The organism is Roseofilum halophilum BLCC-M91, assembly GCF_030068445.1.
Lineage (GTDB): Bacteria > Cyanobacteriota > Cyanobacteriia > Cyanobacteriales > Desertifilaceae > Roseofilum > Roseofilum halophilum.
The window spans coordinates 1-20,181 of record NZ_JAQPOK010000071.1; the positions used below are offsets into that span (position 1 = coordinate 1).

Consider the following 20,181-nt stretch of genomic DNA (forward strand, 5'->3'; position numbering starts at 1 on the left):
AAAATCGGTAGTTAAATGCTCTTTCCATGTGGGATTCAAAGGAGTTCTCACATTGTAGCACCTAAGATGTAATTGTGGTAGCCTATGGTTAGTAAAGCCGCCCTGGAAGGGCGGGGTTTCAGACCCAATTTTTCTGATGAAATTTATGTTTCCAGCGTTTAGCGTTGGGGAGGAGTAAGAGGCTGACTCCAGCTAAGGTAATGATGACATTAAATAGGCGGCAGATGGCCCAGGTGAAGGGGATGAGATTTTGGTTGTCCGCAACGGCTGAAATGAGGCGATCGGCGGCTAGGGTATGGAAGGCATCCATGACTCCAGCGAAGAAGAGAGCGATCCCTAGGATAGGGGTGGTTACGTCTTGTTGAATTTTGAAGTGGGCGAAGGCGAGAATGACGGTAAAGATGGCGGTGCAAAAGGCGCTCCATTCTAGGAGGCTATGGGTAAAACTTCCGGATAGGGTTTGGTGTAGGGTGTCGCTGAGTTGGTGGGAGGTGAGATCGGGGAGGGTTTCTAGGTCGAGTTTGAGGGCGTAAGTGCCAAAGTCTACTCCCATGAGGTTGAGGGTGATGGGGAGTAGGCAAATACAAAGGATGGCGATCGCCAGTTGACGCGGTAGATGTAAAGGCTCTTTTGAGGTTTTGCTCGGAAGGATAGGGGTATCCGATCCCCAGACGAGCTGGAAAAATTGGCTGATGGAATTAATCAAGTAATCAGTTTTCATCAAGGTTTGATCCTATCCTGGGACAATAACAGGAACTTTGGAGCGGTTCTGAGGGGAGATTAAAAAGGAGTTAAGATTGGGGCGATCGCTTATTTCAACAGATCTATCAAAATTTGGGCGGGTTTGGCAAATCGACTCAGTTGGTCATAAGCTTCCATGAGGCGCTCCCCTTCTACTTCTACGTCTGGTGTGGGGTAGTTGTGCATTGTTTCCAATAAGGTGATTTCCCCATCGTCGCTGGCTGATAAAATCAAGGCAGCGCGGAGGGCTTGAGTATTGGAGTCCTGGGAAGGAGGATGAACAATTTCCCCAACCCGATCCAATATTTTGCGGCCGATGGTGCTATTTAAAACTCTATCGAGAAATAAAACATCAACGGCAATGGGAGCGGTTAACAGGGTACGCAACTCTTCCGGGTTTTGTCCCAGGGTTTGTAGGTTGCGTTTGAGAGCGGGGGTCATTTCTCCGGTTTCGGCAAACGTGGTGAGTTCTGCTACAGAGAGCGATCGCCGAAAGATGGAATACTTAAAGACGACGCGCTCTGCACTCCAACTCGGAAGGGAGATCAGGGGAGAGAACACGGCGATCGCTAAAATGGCTATCCAGGGTTTCATAGAAAAAAAGGATTAAAATTTGGTTATTCAGGACAATTGCAGCCTGACGTTAGTTTCTATCGTAATCTAATCCCCGACCCTCATTTTTTCAGAAACAAAATCGCGCCTGCAAGCACCAGTCCCACCCCCAAATAACGGGATATCGTCATCGGACGGGGGTCAAGTCCGATGCCGTAGCTATCCAATAGGGAACCGAGAAAAAATTGCACCGCTAAGGTTAAAGAAAAAGTTGCCAATAACCCCACCCGCGATACACAATAAGCAAGGCCACCCACAATCACTAAACCACAGATTCCTGGCAGAATGGTATAGCCTGGCAAGAGTGCATAGTTGCTCCAAGTATAGCCAGCCCATAGGGTACGCAACAGGGCGATCGCCAAAATCAGCAACCCCCCACCCCCATAGGTGATCACAATATTATCGAACACACCCAACTTTTGTTCTAAAATTCCCATAACTTGAGCTTGAACCGTTACCGAAACTCCTACAGCAACGACAACTAATAACGTGATAAATTGGGTCATAATTCTCCGACCATTCCGACGAGATTAATTAGAAATTTCCGTGATTTCAATGACACGCTCTTGCAGGTCTTTGACCAAAAAATTCAACGGTTTATTGCGACGAATTTTATTTTTCACCCCTCGCAATTGTACCCGCATTAACACTTGTTCTAAACAATCATGATCGAAACAAACATGGCGTTGGCGGTTATTATGACCCAAACTTGCCCCCGAAATCACATGCAGTTGGGCATTTTTCTTTAATTGATACCACAGTCCTTCTGGAACTTCTTTTTGTGCTGTCTGGGTTATTCCTGGGGAGAGATAGAGGGGATCTAAGCCTGTAGTTCCCAAGGTTTGCTCATAATTATAGTAATAATGAAGGGGCACATCGGCTTCTGGCAATTCCAGCAAACCCTCGTATAATTCTCTAGCAATTTCTAAATCCGATACCATAATCGTGTAGACTTTTGGGGCGCTCGTTAGGAACATCCACATGGCTCCAGCATAGGCCATAAGCAACATGACCATAATTCCCTGAGTGGAAAAGAGGGAATCAATCGGTAAGAAAGAAAACAGAGAGCCGAGTAAAGGAATTTGCAAACCAGAGAGCAATTGTGTTTCTAAGATCATGGACTCAAAATCAGGGCAATGTTATTTAAGATCATGGCATAAATGGGAAAACATCCCATTGTGCCCATTATTCTAACAACTTTGCGCTGAATCGGAAGAGGAGTTAACGGTGGTGTGGTTAGCTTTGGTTATGGGAAATTCTCGGTTTCATTGGGGAATTGGCGATCGCCACTCCTTGCTCTGTTGCTGGGATACATCTAGTTTATCCGTAGACGAAATCGAGACGATCATCCCAGAACTAGAACAGGGAAAGATTCCAGAGCTAATCTTGAAAGACTGCCCCCTCAAAGATCGATTTCATTTGAAAACTTTTAATACCCCAAAACTCTGGCTTGTTTCCGTAATTCCATCAATCACTCCCCTCTGGAAATCCTATTCTCAAACCCATGTAATTGAGTTAGCAGATTTACCCTTAAAGGGAATGTATCCCACATTTGGCATCGATCGCGCATTAGCCGTTCTCGGTGCAGGCACAAAATGGGGATGGCCCATTTTAGTCATCGATGGAGGAACCGCCCTAACCCTAACCGGAGCAAACGGCGATCGCCATTTAGTCGGTGGAGCCATTTTACCCGGACTCGGCCTACAAACCCGTTTGTTAGCCCAACATACCCGCACTTTACCCCAAATCACTCTATCTGAGCAACTACCCAAACGCTGGAGTTTAGACACCCAAGAGGCGATCGCCAGTGGTATTCTCTATGCCCTTCTAGCTGGTTTACACGATTTTATCCAAAACTGGCACACCCACTATCCCCAAACTCCCATCATCCTCACCGGTGGAGACGGAAAACACTTAACTCAATTCCTCATGCAACAGTATCCCCAATTACATCCTCATCTCCATTTTGATCCTGACTTAATCTTCCTGGGTATCGCAAAAACAGCCCCTGAACGCGGATTAAATGGATTAAAGGATGAACACGGATGAAAAATTGTGATAAGATTACAGATATCGTGCGTAGCACGATAAAAAAATCCGCGTAATCCTATCATCCGCATAATCCGAGTTCACACCATGGAGTTGAAATACGAACAAATAACCCACAAAATCATCGGTGCATCCTTTGAAGTTCACAACTTTCTCGGCAATGGGTTTCAAGAAGTCATTTATCAGAGAGCCTTAGCCTACGAACTGACGCAAGCGGGGTTGAGTTTTGACCGGGAAATTGAACAACACATCTATTACAAAAATCTACCCAACCCTATTGGAACGCGCCGCGCTGATTTTGTGGTAGAAAATAAAGTATTGGTGGAATTAAAAGCTGTCATTCAGCTTGAAGATGTTCATCTGGCTCAAGCATTGAATTATCTGAAAGTCTATAAGTTGGATGTGGGTTTGCTGATTAATTTTGGCTCTAAAAGTTTGACGTTTAAACGGTTGATTCGCAGTATAACTTAAGAGACTAAGTATAAATGCAGGGTGTGGACGGGGGCGGAAAAGTTGACTAAAATGGCCAACAATCTTTTCTCCTCACGGCTATGAAACGGATTAAGCAGACGACTCTCCATTACCAAGACGATCGCTCGGATAAAATTTATGAGGTGGATTTGCTTTCGGCGGGCGATGATGGCTATATCGTCAATTTTCGCTATGGTCGCCGGGGCGCTAATCTGAAGGAGGGGACGAAAACTACTAAACCCGTGCCTTTGCCGGAAGCGGAGAAATTATTTGATAAGTTAGTCAAGGATAAAACCAAGAAGGGATATCAGGATATTACGGCTGCGCCTGAACCGGCTCCAACGGGTGACTCGATGAGTAGGGACGATCGCATCCTATCCTATCTCGAAGGCTCTCCACCGGACAATTGGCCCCTGAGTCGCATCATTTGGCGTGCGGGAGAGTTGCAACTGAGCGCCGCAACTCCCCATCTGATTAAGCTTTTGGGGACTGGGGAACCTTTGCAAGATTATTGTATTGCCCATGCTTTGGGACAATTGGGAAATCAAGACGCTTTGCCGGTATTGAAGCAGTTGGAGGAGAATCCATCAACGCCGGAATTTGTCAAGCGCATCGCGTTTGAGTCCATGTGGACATTGGCGGATGCTAGGACAAGAGAGGAGTTACAGCAGATGGTATGCGATCGCCTACCGACTATTCTACAAGAGGCGATCGCCACCGGAAACCCCGAAACCTTAACCAAGACTCTTGCCACCTATCTCGACACCAAAGATTATCAACCCTTTCAAGTCCTACAAACCCTCTACCAAACCCACCTCAACATCACTCGTCCAGCCTTACACCAGTTTATCCGCACCGCACCCCTCGCGCCTCCAACCTTCAAACCCCTGCGCCACCTGTTCAAAATGGCAGAATATCGCCATGATGGGGAATTTTTCGGCACTTTAGCTTGGCGGTTTGAGATGGGAAAGGCATTCTATCAAAAGGAAAGCTATGCTGTCAGGTTGCCCGATGGCAACTATTTACATCGATATGAGTGGGAATATGATCGAAAAACAAGACGCTACGAACTGGTACGAGACAACTTGATCGAAGAACAAAAACGCCCCGATACTCGCCTTGCTTATAATCAAGATACCCGCAATTATCTGCGAAGACGGGTATGGCACACCCTAGATAAATTAGGAGAAAGAGGGGATTTAAAGTATATCGATCTAGCGGTAGCCGTGCTGTTGGCTTACAGCGATCGAGATGCCCAAAAAATTCGAGAAAAGGTCTGGTATAAGTGGACGCGAGACTGGCAACGCATTGACATCAAAACCTATTGGGATGAATATGCGGGTTATTTCTCCTTGAACCATATTCTCTACAACAATAGTCCTCGCTATTCTTGGCAATTTGGATGGAAAGCTTGGAAATGTAAAGGTGATTATAAACCCGGAGATCCGCCCCCAGAAACCAGGGAAGAAGCGTTTCCCGAACTCTGGAATCAGCGTCCGGATGCCTTATTAGAATTACTATTAAAGAGTAAGTGCCATCGGGTACATCAATTTGCGGTGAAAGCGCTGCAAGATAATCCCGATTTTTGCCAGCAGATAACGGTGCAAGATTTAGTCAGTGTATTGACTCAATCCTATCCGGAAACCATAGAATTTGGGTTTAATTGGGCGCGACAAAGGTATACTCCAGAAACTCCCGATTTTGATTTAGTTCTTGCCTTATTAAACTGTAGCTTTACCCCCGCTCGCACCCAGGCGCAGGAATGGATAGAAGCAAACCCAGATGTATTTGTCACTTCTACAGAATTTCTCTGTCAGTTTCTCCTCAGTCCCTATCTGGAAATTCAAGAGTTTGCGCGTCAGTTGCTGCGATCGCACCCCATCCCAGAAAATCGCACTAAAATTATCATCGGCTATATTATCTCCGAACTCATTAGCCTCACCACCGGAGACGCAGTAGCAGCCATATCCGATACGCTCCTGTTGCTCTTTGCCACTTCCCTACAAACCATCAGTTTACAAGTCATCCTCGACCTACTCCAGCATCCGGTTGCCGAAGTACAAACCCTGGGTGCAAGACTGCTGCATAACCATGAAACTCCAGCGACTGAGCTACCGGTAAGCATTATCGAGTCCTTAATTGCCTCGTCTGAAGAAGCTATCCGTACCATTGGCGTAGAAATCTTTGGTCAATTGGGCGATCGCCAACTCCGAGAAGACTACCGAGATGCTATCATAGCCATGGCCCTCAGTGCTGCTCCCGATCTGCGCCAATCCATTCAGCCCATCATTTACCGTCTCGCCAACGGTCATCCAGACTTTAGCTTCCCCCTAGCCACAGAATTAATCGAATTTCTCCTCACTCCAGAACCCCACGAAGGTGTTCACAAAGACCTATTTACCCTACTCCATCTCCATCTTCCCGGATGGAAAGGCGAGATTTCCCAAGACTTAACCCTACGTCTACTCAAGTCTAAGTCCGGGTTTGCTCAACAACTGAGTGGCATTATCCTCGGTGCAAACGTCCATCGCTGGGCAAAACACTGGTCAATCGCCGAAATTGTCCGCTTGGCCAGCCATGAAGTATTAAGCGTTAGACAAGCCTCTTGGACAATGATAGAGCATAACAGCGATCGCATCAAAAACTCCGAAGCCGAAAAATTAGCCGCCATTCGCATCTTAGAAGCCAAATGGGAAGACTCCCGTCAATTTGCCCAAGACTTTTTTCAGCGCCATTTCACCGACAGCGACTGGACTCCAGAAGTCATGGTTCTCATCTGCGACAGCATTCGCCAAGAGGTGCGTGAATTTGGTCGTCAGTTGGTTACCCGCACGTTCGAGGAACCCCAGGGGCAAGATTATTTACTCAAATTTAGCGAACATCCCAGCACCGATATGCAAGCCTTCGCCAGCCAATATTTGCACAACCACGCAACCGATAACCCAGAGCAGTTAGAGCATCTTAAACCCTATCTCATCACCGTTTTATCCCAAGTCAATCGAGGACGAGTAGCGAAACAGAAAGTCTTTCAGTTCTTGGAACACGAAGCCCTCAAAAGTGAAGCCGCAGCAAAAATCATTGCCCAAGTGCTAACTCGCCAGTCAGCAACAATGGCGATCGCCGATAAAGCCCAGTGTCTACAATTAATGTTACGCTTGCACCAGCACTATCCCCACATCCCCCTTCCCATTGAAGTCAAACCGGTGACAGAAATTCGACGTTAATCATCATTTTATTTAAAATTTGAGGTCAAAATTATGGAATTCGCCTATTCATACCACGGCAGCACAGCCGTTAACAACCAGGGAAATAATACCCAAATGTCCTTTTCCCCCGACACCAAACGCCCGCCCACCTATTTTATCGGTGAATTGCGAAAAAGTGTCGCCTTTCGAGAAGCCATCAGCGCCTTACATGATGTTGTCGTCTCTGACTTGCGCTACCAACCCAAAGACAAAGAAGCCTATAAAGAATGGGCTAAACAACAAGAAGACATGGAATGGCAAACCGTAGCAGTACAGCAACAGGCAGTCGCTGACCAAATGACTGCTATTCGGGAAGAGTTAACCTCCCTAAATTCCATCAATTATGAACGCTGGCGACCCTATTATCAAGCCAGAGAAAAATTTCGTCGCTATGTGTGGCAGAAACAGCTCGATTTCTATTTTGTCTTCGACCCCGTAATTACCATTCACCCGGATGAAATCTTTTTTGAATGCTTCAGTCAAGATGAATCCAGTTATGGCCGACTAGGGGCAAGCTACGAGGTATTTAAGAATATTAATGAATTCGCCTGCGGTACGACCAATATCGACTATTCTGCCGCCCTGTATGATGAATTCCAAAAAATCAGAAGCTACAAAACAACCCAATTTCAAGTCGATCCTTCTGGGTTTGAAGTGCAAACCACCCACGAAGAAACATTCAAAGAAGTAAAAATAGATTTACCAGACAGTTGGGTAAGGGGCTTTTTACAGGTCAGTTCTGCCATGTCATTACCAGCCACCACCTTTGATTTACACCCCATGGATATTCACAATATCTGTCTAATTCTCCGACGCAACAAAGAAAAAAAAGGGCCGCGCAGTTTACGCTATATCCTAGAACCAGGACAACCCATTAAAATTATCTTCGATCCCTGGAATACAGAAGTCATTTGTTGGCGATCGCCCTATACTGGCCATAATAGCCAAGAAATCCGCGTCTGGGGTCGTCGCCGTATCCATATTTTAGAGCGTCTAATCCCCATTACCCAAAAATTCACCATTCACCTACTGGGTACAGGAATGCCCTCCTTTTATGTAGCCGATTTAGGCGATATGTCCTTTACCTTAGGCCTATCCGGATGGACAGCCAATGACTGGTCAAGTTCCGGCAACTTTGACCTCATGGCTCCCCGCGCTGATGTCGATGAATGGACACAAAAAATAATCTTTGATGCCCTCAGAGAAACCTGGGCCGAAACCCCCGCAAGTCTGGCTCAACGGTTAGGATTAAGTCAAACTGCCGTACTAGGAGCATTAGGAGCCTACACCCAAGCCGGACGCGCCATTTATGACCTCAATAAACAAGTTTATCGCCTGCGAGAATTAAGCCGCGAACCCTTACCCATGGAGCGCCTGCGGTTTGCCAATGAGCGGGAGGAAAAAGCGACTCGTTTCTTAAGCGAAAATCAAGTCCAAGTCAGTAGCGTAACTGATTCTGGAAGCGCATTCGTTCTCCAAGGAACCGTTCGCGAAAAAGGAAAAACTTATGCGCCTAACTTGACAATTGACTCAGATGAGCGTATAATTAAAGCAGAATGTACTTGCAATTGGCATCAGCAAAATAAGCTGTATAAAGGCCCTTGCGAACATATCTTGGCATTACGGATGCATCATGCCCGTTTATGTCAATAACATCACCTAAAATTACACGATCTAACCGTTGGCAAACAGCCTTGCAATCTGGGCGGTGTATCGCCGCTCTTGCGCTTAGTCTATCCATGCATCACTAGCCTACTCGTGACGGTGCGGTTCTCAGGCTAGGGTGTATATTTCAGTTTGACTTCTTAGAAGTAAATGAAACACCCTAGCCTGGAACCGCTTGAGTTGAGTAGTCTAGTCCTAGGAGTTTACGAAGGGGCAACCAACGGATTTAGGTCGTGTAATTTGTTGGGATTTCTACCATAATAGTGCGGACGCACTATTCAACCTTCGTATAAATAAGTTAGACTATTTAAACACAAGCTCTAACCAACATCCTATGTCCGACTCCAATCCGATCGAGGAATCCAGTATTACCCTCCAACTGCACTCCAAACACTATCAACTCCTAGAAGAAGCCGCCACTCTAACCGGATTAAGTGTAAGCGATTATATAATACATCATGCTCTGAGTGCGGCGATCGCCCACAAAGCCCTGTACAGCTCATCCCACTCCCCCCAACCCACAGCAGACCCTCAACCCACAGAATCCTCAGACTCTCAAGCCACACCAGATCCCCTAGAAGCTATCCTTGACAATAACACCCAAGATCTCCATAACCTAGCCAAAGGCATCCTATCCACCCTTGCCTGGTCATCCTCAGAAATCATCCAAAAAAACCAAAACTCAAAATAAGTCCTATAGTCTCATCCGAACTTATGTTGGAAAGTGACAGAAAAGGGAAGTATCTCAAAGAACAGGCTTTAAACGCCCTTGGTCTAGAGATAAGACCGGTTGACCCAAAAACTCAATCAATCGTTCGTCATGGGTAGTTACCAGGATGGTAATCCCCATGCGATTGAGTTTTTGCAGGATTTTCATCACTTGCATGGCGTTATGGGAATCCAGATTACCAGTGGGTTCATCAGCTAACAACAGAGGAGGTGTACCCACAAGAGCGCGGGCTAAACTGGCTCGTTGCTGTTCTCCTCCAGAGAGGTAACGGGGGAAACAGTTCGCCTTGTGCGATAAGCCTAACATTTTCAGGGTAGCCGGTAGACGACGCTGGATTTGTTCAGGCCTAAATCCTTGGGCGCGAAGCACAAAGGTGAGGTTTTCAGCGATGGTTTTTTGGGGAATCAGTTGGTAGTCCTGGAAGACAATACCCATTTTACGCCGCAGTTGAGAGAGGCGATCGCCCTTTACGTCGGTCATAGTTTCCCCTAAAACCGTCAGATCGCCAGATGTAGGCTTTTCTGCCCCATAAATGAGCTTGAGAAATGTGGATTTTCCCGCCCCAGATGCTCCCGCAATAAACAGAAAATCCCGCTTGTAGACCGCTAGAGACACTTCGCGCAGAGGATAAGCGCTGTTATCATAGGTTTTGTGGACATTCTGAAACTCAATGATAATTTTTTTTCCCGAAGCTGAGGGTTCTGGGGAAGGAGAGGATTGCCACCATTGCTGAACAGACTGTAGTGTTTGCTTGAGAGTTTTCATCTGAAAATATCAGAACGATTGAGTAAACGATAACCAGGCAAACCGAGGCAGGGCTAACATTCTCCGCCAACGACTCGGTTCTTGGTAGAGGCGATACACCCATTCTAAATGGCGATCGCGCAACCAAACCGGAGCGCGATCTTTCCGTCCTGCCCAAATATCAAAACTGCCCCCCACGCCAATCCAAATAGAACCGGGACAAAGGCAACGATGTTGGGCGATCCATAATTCTTGCCGGGGAACTCCTAACCCAACATAAATCAGGTGAGGTTGTTTTTCTTTCAAGGTATCTAAAAGGTTGTCCTGTTCATCCTCAGACAAATACCCATGTTGCACGGCGATCGCCAGATCCGGGCATTGTTGCCGCCACATTTGCGCCGCATCTTGGGCAACTCCCGGCTCTCCCCCGTAGAAAAATACCCCTCTAGAGACTCCCTCGGATAAAGAAAACTCAGGGAGACGATAAAGCAAAGTCTGGGCCAACTCAATCCCTGGAAAGCGCTGGATCTGATACCCTTGCCATTGTAGGTATAAAACAACTCCAGATCCATCGGGAATCACCAAATCCGCCCGGCGGATCGCCTCTGCTAGAGCCGGATGTTCCCGCGCTTGCATAGTCATTTCCGCGTTCAGAGTCACCACATGGGCCCCCCGTTTTTCCCTAAGCAGATGCAGCAACCACCCTGGATAATCATCACATAAATGAACAGGAAGATCCAGAACCTGCGCAGGTTCTGGACTCTTCACCCGATTATTCTCCATCCTCACCCCTTCTGGCGACTCCATAGTTTGATCTTTGAGCGTCCACGATCAACGCTTCCGTATTTTACCTTAGTGCTACGCCCTGGTAATCGGTGGTGAGTCACAGCAATGGGAGACTCTGAGCTAAAATTTTCTCGATGATACCACTGGTGGATGTGGCAACTTCAATCTGAATCAGTTCTAGACGACAACCACAGTCCCTAACGGCTGGCATTTCCGGTAAGGTATCCGGGGTATAGTCTCCTCCTTTGGCATAGATGTCGGGTTTTAGGATTTCAATTAAGCCCGTAGCGGTTATAGAGTCAAAGATAACTACCCCATCCACGGGTTTTAAGCCCATAACCAGTTCTGCTCGTTGGGCTTGGGGTATGATGGGGCGATTGGGTTTGAGCTGTTGTACCGAGCGATCGCTATTAATGCCAACAATCAGCGATCGCCCGAAAGCTTTTGCCTGTTGTAAATAGCGTAAATGACCCATATGCAGCAAATCAAAGCAGCCATTCGTTAGCACCAACGGCCGCCAGTTTTGGGGATATTCTGCAATTTGGGCTTGTAGTTGCTCAAGGGTAAATATCATCATTTTATCGACGTAACCACCAGTGTAAACCCCAGCCGATCGCAAAACCCAATCCCCCAAACCGCACCGCTTGCCAAAAGGGTTCTTTAACAGTTAACCAAGAGAGAAGGCGGCTTTCTAGCTCCACTTCTAAGACTGCCAGTTGTTGTTTAACCTGTTGGAGTTCTGTTTGCAGTTGGGCTAACCGTTGCTGAAGATCCTGTTTTTGCTGCTTTCCTACTCTAACTTGGGTATATCGTTGTTTGAGACTCGATAAGCTCTCTTCTAAATCGATCAAGCTCTGTTCCCAGTCAGGTTGGGGATCTCTGTCAGAGGAAGTGGGGCGATCGGACATAGGAAAATAGGGGAATGGCGACAATAGAACAGCACATCAAGGATTATTCAAGTCTTGAGTCTTTCCGTTACAATCAAGGACAACGGTATTTTATCAAGGTTATCTGCTCTTATGTCTAATCTTTCTCCTGTAGACACCCCGATCGCCTCTAACCTCTCGGAACTGACCACCCTAGAGATTGCCCAAGCCCTGGCTCAACGACTGGCCATTTCTTCAACAGATTGGCATAAGCTCAAGTCGAACCGCAAAGCCAGGGCCCAAGAACAGGCGATCGCCGCTCTTATTTTCCTCATACAAAACCAGAAAGAAGAAGCCCTTCCTAGGCTACAACAAGCCACCGGCTGGCTCGATCGCTCCATCAGCGCTCCTCCTTGTCCAGATCATCACTAAATTAATTATCGCCAACTTTTGCACAGTCGCAGTTCCCGGTCTTCCGGAGACCACTGCACTTGATCGAAAATCTGGTGCAGAATAAACAAACCCCGTCCACATTCGGCTTCATGTTCCGGAAGATTAGCCGAGTCGATGGGGATACAGGAACACTCATGCCTGTTTTGATCCGTACTTTCACAGCCTTGATCGGAAATTACCCACCAATGATGGCCTTCCGATACCGAAAACCGGACATGAACTTGCTTACCCGGATCGAGATTATTACCATGTTTAGCCGCATTCACTAGGGCTTCTTGTAGTCCGAGTCTAACCTGTTCTTGCCAGTCTGAAGGCACATGAGAAGGGATGTGAGTGAGGAGTAGATCGAGTATGGGACACAGGTACAAAGTAGACGCAAAACTAATGGTATTCCATTGTCGGCGCACTGGACGAGGTGAAATAGCAATCACAACTGCCAATCCTTAATTTTTACAAGAGGACAGAGTATCTTAGGAGATCAAATGAGCGTTAGGGGTTTGAAACCTAGATGACCTGAGTGTATATCGCGCTCCCATTAACTTTATCTGAATGATTTAAATGATTCATGATTAACGAACTGCTTTTCCCGTATTAAAAATTTTTGGCTGTGCAATTGGTAAGGGTTTGATTGACACTTCAATTCTCCATTTGCTTGACTTCGATTGGGAGTCATATGGGGTTAACAATTGCTCCAGAAAGCATAAATTTAAGTTTTTCTATTGCTTCATTATATCAAACTTTTTCTCAAAACACATCCGTGTAACCAATGTAGCTCGCTTTCCAGAAAAATAGAGAACAGACTCTGATGACCGGTTATACTATAATTAGAGATTTTTTTCTCTAACTTAATCCTGGTCTAGAGAAGAGTCTACTGATGACTTCTAGGGTAGAAGAATCTACTCAATGTTTGATCCTATCTAGTGTTTATCACTAATTATTTGTTTTTAATATTACTTTAGTCCATTCTATTTTTCCTGTCCACCCAATCCTATGATTTCATCCACCCTGGTTCCTCCCTCAATCAATCTTGAGTCAGTTCGATTAGAAATTCGAGCTTTACAGCCCGAACTGGTCAAATGGCGAAGGCAAATTCATCAATATCCTGAACTCGGTTTTGAAGAACATCTGACCTCAGCGTTGGTATCAAAACTATTGACCCAATGGAAAATCGATCATCAAACGGCGATCGCCGGAACCGGTATTGTCGCCACCATTACCGGCCAAACCCCTGGCCCCGTTTTAGCCATTCGCGCCGATATGGATGCCTTACCCATTGACGAACTCAATCAAGTCCCATATCGATCGCACCATCAAGGCAAAATGCACGCCTGCGGCCATGACGGTCACACGGCGATCGCCCTAGGAACCGCCCGCTATTTAGCCCAACACCGACAAAACTTTTCCGGAACCATAAAAATCATATTCCAGCCCGCAGAGGAAGGGCCAGGCGGCGCTAAACCCATGATCGAAGCTGGGGTACTGAAAAATCCCGATGTGGACGCTCTCATCGGTCTACACCTGTGGAACTCTCTACCCATGGGTAAAGTCGCCGTTCGCAGCGGCCCCTTTATGGCCGCCGTCGAATCCTTCAAACTCTTGATTATGGGCAAAGGCGGCCATGGAGCCATGCCCGATCAAACCATCGATTCAGTCATCGTCAGCGCTCAAATTGTCAATGGACTGCAAACCATTGTCTCCCGCAACATCAACCCCCTACAATCAGCCGTGGTTACCGTGGGCGAACTCCATGCCGGAACCCGCCATAACGTGATTGCCGATACAGCCAAACTCAGTGGAACCGTTCGCTATTACGATCCCCAACTACAAGGCTATCTACAAGAGCGCATCGACCAAACCATAGCAGGCATCTGTAAGATTCACGGAGCCACCTACGATCTCAACTATTGGCGACAATATCCCGCCGTAATCAACGATCGCCGCATCGCCAACTTTGTATATTCCGTCGCCCAAGAAGTCGTCGAAACCTCCGATCGACTCCTCCCCGACTATCAAACCCTAGCAGCCGAAGATGTCTCCTTCTTCCTACAAGCCGTTCCTGGATGCTACTTCTTCCTCGGTTCAGCTAACCCAGATCGAGATTTAGCCTATCCCCATCACCATCCCCGCTTTAACTTTGACGAAATTGTATTACAGATGGGGGTAGAACTCTTTGTCCGTTGCGCCGAGCAGTTTGCCCCCCGTTATCCGCTCTAGGGAGATGGGGGGATAGGGAGATGGCACTATACCTGTTCCCTGTTCCCTATTCCCTATTCCCCCTTCCCAAAAATCAACAAGATAAGCCAACCTGGAAAGATTGATCTTCTTCAGAGAGTGCCTGAAGAGCGGCCATAGATAACGGGCCTTTAGCCCACAACTCGACCCGTCTTTGCTCACCCTGATAGCTCAGGTCTAAGATCAACACCTCTGGGGGAGAATAGGGCAGCTTTTCCGCCCACTCAATAGCCACAATACCAGGAGCAACTTCCACAGCTTCCCAATATAATTCTGGATTGAGGCTAGGCACTTGGGCAGGACTGAGGCGATAGAGATCGAAATGGTAGAGGGGCACTCTGCCATCGGCATATTCATTAATTAGGGTAAACGTGGGACTATCAATGAGATCCTCAATCCCCAGTCCCTTACCCAGTCCCTGAATTAACGTGGTTTTACCCGTACCCAAATCCCCATTCAGAAGGACTACGCTGCCAGGGGCGAGAATTTGACCGAGTTTAATCCCCAATTTTTGGGTCGCTGGTGCATCGGGTAGGTCAAGAGAAAGATGCATAGTTATAAAGGTGATGATTGAGAGAATAGATTTAGCGGCGACGCTGTTGCAGTTGTCGATAAACCGCTTTTAGGGGCACACCATGATAAGAAAGGGCCACCAAGGTGTGATAAAACAAATCAGCGACTTCTGAGGCAATGGACTCCGGATCATCATCTTTGCAGGCCATGACCACTTCAGCCGTTTCCTCACCCACCTTCTTTAAAATTTTATTATCTCCATCAGCTAACAATTTGCACGTATAGGATTCTGGCGTAGGACGATCGCGGCGATCGCAAATTACCTCATACACTTGAGAGAGCATATCCGCAGGCGGTGCAGTAATGCTTCCTTCCACCTGATGAAAACAACTGCGCTCTCCGGTATGACAAGCAATATCACCAATTTGCTCGACTCCAATTAACAGAGCATCGCTATCACAATCATAACGAAGCGATCGCACCTTCTGGAGATGGCCCGAGGTTTCCCCCTTGTGCCACAACTGGGAACGGGAGCGACTCCAAAACCAGGTTTCCCCAGTCTCTAGGGTTTTTTGTAGCGATTCTCGATTCATCCAAGCCATCATCAGCACCGTGCCATCGAGATCGTCTTGAACAATGGCAGGAACCAACCCTTGATCGTTATATTGAATGCGATCAACAGGAATCGCCTGGGACGGAAAAGACTCAACAGACATAAAAATTAATCAATTACCCAAACCAACAACAGATCGCTTGCAGAGATTGAAAACCTTGTAAGCATCCTTACCCAATCTTACCCCTTCTCTAACCGAGCAAGTAACGAAGGGCCTAAATTTTAGTGTAATCTAGCCCTTATTGCCAAAAAACCACTTGAGCGTTTAACCCAAAATTATCCGTATTTTTGCCAAGGAGATGACCTTGACTGCAACACCACTAAACACCACCAAATCCCAAGACATCTTTACTGCTGCCCAAAGCCTCATGCCTGGCGGAGTCAGCTCTCCCGTGCGAGCCTTCAAATCCGTCGGCGGCCAACCCATCGTTTTTGACCGCGTAAACGGAGCCTACATCTGGGATGTCGATGGCAACCAATATATCGATTATGTCGGCACTTGGGGCCCCGCCATTTGCGGTCATGCCCATCCCGACGTAATCAAAGCCCTGCACGAATCCCTAGACAAAGGAACCAGCTTTGGCGCTCCCTGTGCCCAAGAAAACGTCCTCGCGGAAATGGTCATTAACGCCGTTCCCAGCATTGAAATGGTTCGGTTTGTCAACTCTGGAACCGAGGCCTGTATGTCTGTCCTGCGACTGATGCGAGCCTTCACCGAACGGGAAAAAATCATTAAATTTGAAGGCTGCTACCATGGCCATGCCGATATGTTCCTGGTTAAAGCCGGATCTGGAGTCGCGACCCTCGGCTTACCCGACTCTCCCGGAGTGCCCAAAGCCACCACCACAAGCACTCTCACCGCCCCCTACAATGACCTAGAAGCGGTGAAAGCCCTCTTCGATGACAATCCAGACCAAATTGCCGGAGTCATCCTAGAACCGGTTGTGGGCAACTCTGGCTTTATTCCCCCAGACGCAGGATTTTTAGAAGGATTGCGCCTGCTCACTCAAGACCATGGCGCTTTATTGGTTTTTGATGAAGTGATGACCGGATTTCGGATTTCCTATGGTGGAGCGCAAGCCAAATTTGGCGTAACTCCCGATCTCACCACCTTGGGTAAAGTAATTGGTGGCGGACTGCCCGTGGGAGCCTATGGCGGTCGTAAGGATATTATGTCTTTGGTAGCTCCGGCTGGCCCCATGTATCAAGCGGGAACCCTATCGGGCAATCCTCTAGCCATGACAGCCGGGATTAAAACCCTGGAAATCTTGAATAAAGATGGCCAGTATGAGCGTTTGCAGAAGATCACCAAAAAACTAATCGATGGCTTGCTCGCTATTGCCAAAGAAACCGGCCATCAGGCTTGTGGTGGCTCCATTAGTGCCATGTTTGGCTTCTTCTTTATGGCTGGCCCGGTTCATAATTTTACTGATGCCAAACAGTCCGATACGGCTAAGTTTGGCCGCTTCCATCGGGGAATGTTAGAGCAGGGAGTTTATTTAGCTCCTTCTCAGTTTGAGGCTGGATTTACGTCTTTGGCCCATACAGAGGAAGATATTGACAAGACCCTAGAAGCAGCTCGGAAGGTCATGAGTTCTCTTTAGGAATGCTGGAACTAGTAGTGGTAGGGTGGGCATTGCCCACCCTACTGGCTTACAAGGATACTGTATTTATCCCAACCGGAATACGGAACCCGATAGCGATTTACACTTTGCGAATAAGGCAACTAAATTATGGCGTTGTGAAGTGCGATCGCACTCTAAATCATTTTTCAGTCCAAAAGCAGAGCAAATCTTGCTGAGATGCTGTCTGACGGTAGTTTCTTCAATTTTTTAGTACCAGCGTGATTTTTCAGCTTATCACCCTAGGTTTTCAATTTCATCAATTCCGACAACCCGATCCGCCTTCTACTCCAGTTATTGTGGTTGAAAGAAACTACCAACTTTAAACGTAGTGCGAGCGTCTCGCTCGCTAGAGTATAGAAATAGTATCGGTAAACGTAGTGCGAGCGTCTCGCTCGCTAGAGTATAGAAATAGTATCGGTAAACGTAGTGCGAGCGTTTCGCTCGCTAGAGTATAGAAATAGTATCGGTAAACGTAGTGCGAGCGTTTCGCTCGCTAGAGCATAGAAATAGTATCGGTAAACGTAGTGCGAGCGTTTCGTAGGCACAACAGCGAGCAAGATGCTCGCACTCCTTTTAATTCAGCGATCGCCTCAAGAGGTTTTAAATATGTGGTTCCGAAACAGGAAAAAATCTAAATCTAACTCCAGTTGCTCGATGGAATGGTTTCAAGGTGAAAGAGTGGTTTCTCAAACTATTTACCCTAACCGAAAGGGGCACGTATATTTTAGGGGCACTTGGTGGCCCGCGAAATGTTGCGATAATAGTACCCTAGAACCCGATGAAATTGTGGAAGTGATTGGCAATGATAATATCACCCTTTTGGTTCAAGCCTTCAAAATAGAATCTTGATTTGCACCGCTTCAATTCTTCGTTAACCAGCCGAATAGATCCCCAATATTAGAAAACTCGGTTCGTTGTTGCGCTTTAACGTTAAAATGTTCAGAGCGCTAACACGCAACAACATCCCTCCTTGTGCCAGTGTCTTTACGCTTTTTTTCCGTCCTCAGTAATACTCCTCGACTGTTGCGTTTAGTGTGGTCTGCGAGTCCCCGGTGGCTGTTAATGTCTTTGCTGACTACCCTGAGTGCTTCCGTATTACCAGCGATACAACTTTATATTGGTAAGCTGATTATCGATCGCATCCTGAATGCGATCGGACAGCCTAGCTCTGAATGGTCTCCTATCTTTATCTTGGTGTTTACAGTCTTTGGCCTGCATCTGTTAAGTGATAGTCTGAAATCATTATCGAGTTATACGGCTCAAATTTTAGGCGATCGCTTCAACCTCTACGCCAGTCAGATCCTGCTCAAACAAGCGGTTTACCTAGATTTAGCCCATTACGAACTGCCCGAATTTTACGATCTCTTGAGCCGGGCCCAACAAAGCGGTAGCACCTATCCGGTGCGGGCCCTGACTTATTTCACCACGTTCCTGGGCCAAACCCTGAAATTATTAACCCTCTTGGGCCTGATTATCAGTTTTAGTCCCCTCGCCACAATCATTTTACTGCTCAGTGCCCTGCCCGCGTTCATGATTAGTGTGCAATTTTCAGGTCGGCGGTTTAAGGTACTGCGTAAGCAAACCCAAAGTGGACGCTTTGCCGATTATTTACAGCGAGTTTTAACCCATCAAGATTTTGTCAAAGAAATTCGTCTGTTTAATTTGAGCGATCACTTGTTAAAGAAATGGCGAGAAATTCGCTGGCAATTCAACGTTGAAGCTGAAGATCTATCCCGTCAGCAAGTCTTCGCCCTGATCAGTTCTAATCTAATCTCGAAACTGGGATTTTATTTTACCTATGTTTGGATTATTGCGGCTACCCTGAGCGGTGAAATCACCATTGGGTCTTTAACCATGTACTCTGGTGCATTTCGGCAATCGCAAACGGCGATCCAAGGATTACTCGAAGAAATTGCGAAATTATATGAAGTCAATCTATATGTGAGCCAGTTTTTTGATTTCTTAGCCCTGAAACCCTATGTCATCAATCTACCGAATCCGAAACCATTTCCCTGTCTTCTGCGCCATGGCTTAAGGTTCAAAAATGTTAGCTTTACCTACTCAGGAGCGAGCCAACCTACGTTAAAGAATATTAATTTATCCATTGCTCCAGGGGAAAGTATTGCTTTAGTGGGTCGCAATGGAGCGGGAAAAACGACGTTACTCAAGTTATTGACTCGGTTTTATGATGTTACGGATGGAGAAATTTTGATTGATAATATTCCGATTACTCAATTGGATCTCAATGAATTACGGCAGAATATTGGCGTAATTTTTCAAGATTTTGCCCGGTATCATTTGAGTGTGAGTGATAATATTGGTTTTGGCAATATTGAAGAATATAATAATCAGGAGCGCATTCGTAAGGCGGGGGTGGATGCTGGGGCTGATAGCGTAATTCAAGGGTTGGAAAATGGCTATGAAACCCTGTTAGGAAAAATCTTTCCAGGGGGGCGGGAGTTGTCTGGGGGACAATGGCAAAAGGTGGGGTTAGCACGGGCGTTTATGACTCCAGCACAGATTCTGATTTTGGATGAACCGACGGCTGCTTTAGATGCGATCGCCGAATATGACCTCTTTCAGCGCTTCCGAAAACTGGCAGCCGGTAAAATTACATTTTTGGTGAGTCACCGATTTTCTACAGTACGCATGGCCGATCGCATCATTGTCTTGGAAAATGGCTCAATCCAAGAAATGGGAAGCCATGAGCAACTGATGGACTTGGATGGGATTTACGCCCAGATGTTTGGGCTACAATCCTTAAGTTATGAAGATTTGAGCTAAATTCTGCCTGAATTGTGTCTGAATGTTCTGCGAACTCAGGTTAAGATAGACA

The 20,181-nt window shown here is 46.8% G+C and carries 22 protein-coding genes; 11 read left to right on the forward strand and 11 right to left on the reverse strand.

Annotation, left to right across the window (positions count from 1 at the left end; all coding sequences use genetic code 11):
• Window positions 1–118 precede the first annotated feature (118 nt).
• From PJF56_RS08660 to PJF56_RS08675, 4 genes are all read right to left on the reverse strand, one after another.
• The gene (locus PJF56_RS08660) at window positions 119–721 is read right to left on the reverse strand and encodes an MASE3 domain-containing protein (protein WP_283762261.1); all 603 of its coding nucleotides are present in this window, start codon (window positions 719–721) and stop codon (window positions 119–121) included.
• A gap of 89 nt (window positions 722–810) precedes the next feature.
• A complete protein-coding gene (locus PJF56_RS08665; protein WP_283762262.1) occupies window positions 811–1,335 on the reverse strand; it encodes an alpha/beta hydrolase in 525 nt (174 codons plus the stop codon).
• Between the two features lie 80 nt (window positions 1,336–1,415).
• Window positions 1,416–1,859 (reverse strand): DMT family transporter, encoded by a 444-nt coding sequence (locus tag PJF56_RS08670; RefSeq protein ID WP_283762263.1) that lies wholly within the window; start codon window positions 1,857–1,859, stop codon window positions 1,416–1,418.
• A gap of 24 nt (window positions 1,860–1,883) precedes the next feature.
• Window positions 1,884–2,471: a hypothetical protein gene (locus PJF56_RS08675; RefSeq protein ID WP_283762264.1), complete on the reverse strand. Its 588-nt coding sequence runs from the start codon at window positions 2,469–2,471 to the stop codon at window positions 1,884–1,886.
• A gap of 109 nt (window positions 2,472–2,580) precedes the next feature.
• On the opposite strand from PJF56_RS08675, the gene PJF56_RS08680 reads away from it, so the two are divergent.
• The 5 genes from PJF56_RS08680 (at window position 2,581) to PJF56_RS08700 (ending at window position 9,474) form a co-directional block, all read left to right on the forward strand.
• On the forward strand, window positions 2,581–3,402 hold the full coding sequence (locus PJF56_RS08680) for a pantothenate kinase (RefSeq protein ID WP_283762265.1): 822 nt from the start codon (window positions 2,581–2,583) through the stop codon (window positions 3,400–3,402).
• A gap of 87 nt (window positions 3,403–3,489) precedes the next feature.
• Window positions 3,490–3,873: a GxxExxY protein gene (locus tag PJF56_RS08685; RefSeq protein WP_283762266.1), complete on the forward strand. Its 384-nt coding sequence runs from the start codon at window positions 3,490–3,492 to the stop codon at window positions 3,871–3,873.
• An 80-nt stretch (window positions 3,874–3,953) separates the two neighbouring features.
• A complete protein-coding gene (locus tag PJF56_RS08690) occupies window positions 3,954–7,097 on the forward strand; it encodes a WGR domain-containing protein (RefSeq protein ID WP_283762267.1) in 3,144 nt (1,047 codons plus the stop codon).
• A 33-nt stretch (window positions 7,098–7,130) separates the two neighbouring features.
• Window positions 7,131–8,771 carry an SWIM zinc finger family protein gene (locus PJF56_RS08695; protein ID WP_283762268.1) on the forward strand — a complete coding sequence of 547 codons (1,641 nt, stop codon included), beginning with the start codon at window positions 7,131–7,133 and terminating at the stop codon, window positions 8,769–8,771.
• Between the two features lie 346 nt (window positions 8,772–9,117).
• Window positions 9,118–9,474, forward strand: coding sequence for a type II toxin -antitoxin system TacA 1-like antitoxin (locus PJF56_RS08700; RefSeq protein ID WP_283762269.1), 357 nt, complete (start codon window positions 9,118–9,120; stop codon window positions 9,472–9,474).
• Between the two features lie 54 nt (window positions 9,475–9,528).
• Here the strand turns inward: PJF56_RS08700 and ftsE are convergent, their stop codons facing one another.
• The 4 genes from ftsE to PJF56_RS08720 all read right to left on the reverse strand — a co-directional run bounded on the left by ftsE (window position 9,529) and on the right by PJF56_RS08720 (window position 11,951).
• Window positions 9,529–10,278 (reverse strand): cell division ATP-binding protein FtsE, encoded by a 750-nt coding sequence (gene ftsE, locus PJF56_RS08705; protein WP_283762270.1) that lies wholly within the window; start codon window positions 10,276–10,278, stop codon window positions 9,529–9,531.
• Window positions 10,279–10,287: 9 nt separating this feature from the next.
• Window positions 10,288–11,064 carry a WecB/TagA/CpsF family glycosyltransferase gene (locus PJF56_RS08710; protein WP_283762271.1) on the reverse strand — a complete coding sequence of 259 codons (777 nt, stop codon included), beginning with the start codon at window positions 11,062–11,064 and terminating at the stop codon, window positions 10,288–10,290.
• 76 nt (window positions 11,065–11,140) lie between these two features.
• Complete coding sequence (locus tag PJF56_RS08715) at window positions 11,141–11,617, reverse strand: adenylyltransferase/cytidyltransferase family protein (RefSeq protein ID WP_283762272.1); 477 nt, start codon at window positions 11,615–11,617, stop codon at window positions 11,141–11,143.
• Between the two features lie 4 nt (window positions 11,618–11,621).
• Window positions 11,622–11,951 (reverse strand): sll0565 family protein, encoded by a 330-nt coding sequence (locus PJF56_RS08720; protein WP_283762273.1) that lies wholly within the window; start codon window positions 11,949–11,951, stop codon window positions 11,622–11,624.
• Between the two features lie 111 nt (window positions 11,952–12,062).
• Here PJF56_RS08720 and PJF56_RS08725 point away from each other — a divergent pair, with 111 nt between their 5' ends.
• Window positions 12,063–12,341 (forward strand): DUF6439 family protein, encoded by a 279-nt coding sequence (locus PJF56_RS08725; RefSeq protein ID WP_283762274.1) that lies wholly within the window; start codon window positions 12,063–12,065, stop codon window positions 12,339–12,341.
• A gap of 5 nt (window positions 12,342–12,346) precedes the next feature.
• Here PJF56_RS08725 and PJF56_RS08730 read toward each other — a convergent pair whose 3' ends face one another.
• Window positions 12,347–12,793 (reverse strand): ATP-binding protein, encoded by a 447-nt coding sequence (locus tag PJF56_RS08730; protein WP_283762275.1) that lies wholly within the window; start codon window positions 12,791–12,793, stop codon window positions 12,347–12,349.
• A gap of 559 nt (window positions 12,794–13,352) precedes the next feature.
• On the opposite strand from PJF56_RS08730, the gene PJF56_RS08735 reads away from it, so the two are divergent.
• Window positions 13,353–14,576, forward strand: coding sequence for a M20 metallopeptidase family protein (locus PJF56_RS08735; RefSeq protein ID WP_283762276.1), 1,224 nt, complete (start codon window positions 13,353–13,355; stop codon window positions 14,574–14,576).
• A 73-nt stretch (window positions 14,577–14,649) separates the two neighbouring features.
• On the opposite strand, the gene tsaE is transcribed toward PJF56_RS08735, so the two are convergent.
• A complete protein-coding gene (gene tsaE / locus PJF56_RS08740) occupies window positions 14,650–15,147 on the reverse strand; it encodes a tRNA (adenosine(37)-N6)-threonylcarbamoyltransferase complex ATPase subunit type 1 TsaE (RefSeq protein WP_283762277.1) in 498 nt (165 codons plus the stop codon).
• 31 nt (window positions 15,148–15,178) lie between these two features.
• Window positions 15,179–15,823, reverse strand: coding sequence for a bifunctional phosphoribosyl-AMP cyclohydrolase/phosphoribosyl-ATP diphosphatase HisIE (gene hisIE, locus PJF56_RS08745; protein WP_283762278.1), 645 nt, complete (start codon window positions 15,821–15,823; stop codon window positions 15,179–15,181).
• 196 nt (window positions 15,824–16,019) lie between these two features.
• On the opposite strand from hisIE, the gene hemL reads away from it, so the two are divergent.
• From hemL to PJF56_RS08765, 4 genes are all read left to right on the forward strand, one after another.
• Complete coding sequence (gene hemL / locus PJF56_RS08750; protein ID WP_347179496.1) at window positions 16,020–17,324, forward strand: glutamate-1-semialdehyde 2,1-aminomutase; 1,305 nt, start codon at window positions 16,020–16,022, stop codon at window positions 17,322–17,324.
• A gap of 25 nt (window positions 17,325–17,349) precedes the next feature.
• Window positions 17,350–17,556 carry a hypothetical protein gene (locus PJF56_RS08755; protein ID WP_283762280.1) on the forward strand — a complete coding sequence of 69 codons (207 nt, stop codon included), beginning with the start codon at window positions 17,350–17,352 and terminating at the stop codon, window positions 17,554–17,556.
• A 443-nt stretch (window positions 17,557–17,999) separates the two neighbouring features.
• The gene (locus tag PJF56_RS08760) at window positions 18,000–18,194 is read left to right on the forward strand and encodes an NfeD family protein (protein ID WP_488199624.1); all 195 of its coding nucleotides are present in this window, start codon (window positions 18,000–18,002) and stop codon (window positions 18,192–18,194) included.
• Between the two features lie 129 nt (window positions 18,195–18,323).
• Window positions 18,324–20,129: an ABC transporter ATP-binding protein gene (locus PJF56_RS08765; protein WP_283762281.1), complete on the forward strand. Its 1,806-nt coding sequence runs from the start codon at window positions 18,324–18,326 to the stop codon at window positions 20,127–20,129.
• Window positions 20,130–20,181: the final 52 nt, after the last annotated feature.

What these genes read in the sequence shown, in the direction of transcription:
- PJF56_RS08660 (WP_283762261.1), bottom strand. Translation starts at nt 721, where the DNA reads ATGAAAACTGATTACTTGATTAATTCCATCAGCCAATTTTTCCAGCTC.
- PJF56_RS08665 (WP_283762262.1), bottom strand. Translation starts at nt 1,335, where the DNA reads ATGAAACCCTGGATAGCCATTTTAGCGATCGCCGTGTTCTCTCCCCTG.
- PJF56_RS08670 (WP_283762263.1), bottom strand. Translation starts at nt 1,859, where the DNA reads ATGACCCAATTTATCACGTTATTAGTTGTCGTTGCTGTAGGAGTTTCG.
- PJF56_RS08675 (WP_283762264.1), bottom strand. Translation starts at nt 2,471, where the DNA reads ATGATCTTAGAAACACAATTGCTCTCTGGTTTGCAAATTCCTTTACTC.
- PJF56_RS08685 (WP_283762266.1), top strand. Translation starts at nt 3,490, where the DNA reads ATGGAGTTGAAATACGAACAAATAACCCACAAAATCATCGGTGCATCC.
- PJF56_RS08690 (WP_283762267.1), top strand. Translation starts at nt 3,954, where the DNA reads ATGAAACGGATTAAGCAGACGACTCTCCATTACCAAGACGATCGCTCG.
- PJF56_RS08695 (WP_283762268.1), top strand. Translation starts at nt 7,131, where the DNA reads ATGGAATTCGCCTATTCATACCACGGCAGCACAGCCGTTAACAACCAG.
- PJF56_RS08700 (WP_283762269.1), top strand. Translation starts at nt 9,118, where the DNA reads ATGTCCGACTCCAATCCGATCGAGGAATCCAGTATTACCCTCCAACTG.
- ftsE (WP_283762270.1), bottom strand. Translation starts at nt 10,278, where the DNA reads ATGAAAACTCTCAAGCAAACACTACAGTCTGTTCAGCAATGGTGGCAA.
- PJF56_RS08710 (WP_283762271.1), bottom strand. Translation starts at nt 11,064, where the DNA reads ATGGAGTCGCCAGAAGGGGTGAGGATGGAGAATAATCGGGTGAAGAGT.
- PJF56_RS08715 (WP_283762272.1), bottom strand. Translation starts at nt 11,617, where the DNA reads ATGATATTTACCCTTGAGCAACTACAAGCCCAAATTGCAGAATATCCC.
- PJF56_RS08720 (WP_283762273.1), bottom strand. Translation starts at nt 11,951, where the DNA reads ATGTCCGATCGCCCCACTTCCTCTGACAGAGATCCCCAACCTGACTGG.
- PJF56_RS08725 (WP_283762274.1), top strand. Translation starts at nt 12,063, where the DNA reads ATGTCTAATCTTTCTCCTGTAGACACCCCGATCGCCTCTAACCTCTCG.
- PJF56_RS08735 (WP_283762276.1), top strand. Translation starts at nt 13,353, where the DNA reads ATGATTTCATCCACCCTGGTTCCTCCCTCAATCAATCTTGAGTCAGTT.
- tsaE (WP_283762277.1), bottom strand. Translation starts at nt 15,147, where the DNA reads ATGCATCTTTCTCTTGACCTACCCGATGCACCAGCGACCCAAAAATTG.
- hisIE (WP_283762278.1), bottom strand. Translation starts at nt 15,823, where the DNA reads ATGTCTGTTGAGTCTTTTCCGTCCCAGGCGATTCCTGTTGATCGCATT.
- hemL (WP_347179496.1), top strand. Translation starts at nt 16,020, where the DNA reads ATGACCTTGACTGCAACACCACTAAACACCACCAAATCCCAAGACATC.
- PJF56_RS08760 (WP_488199624.1), top strand. Translation starts at nt 18,000, where the DNA reads ATGGAATGGTTTCAAGGTGAAAGAGTGGTTTCTCAAACTATTTACCCT.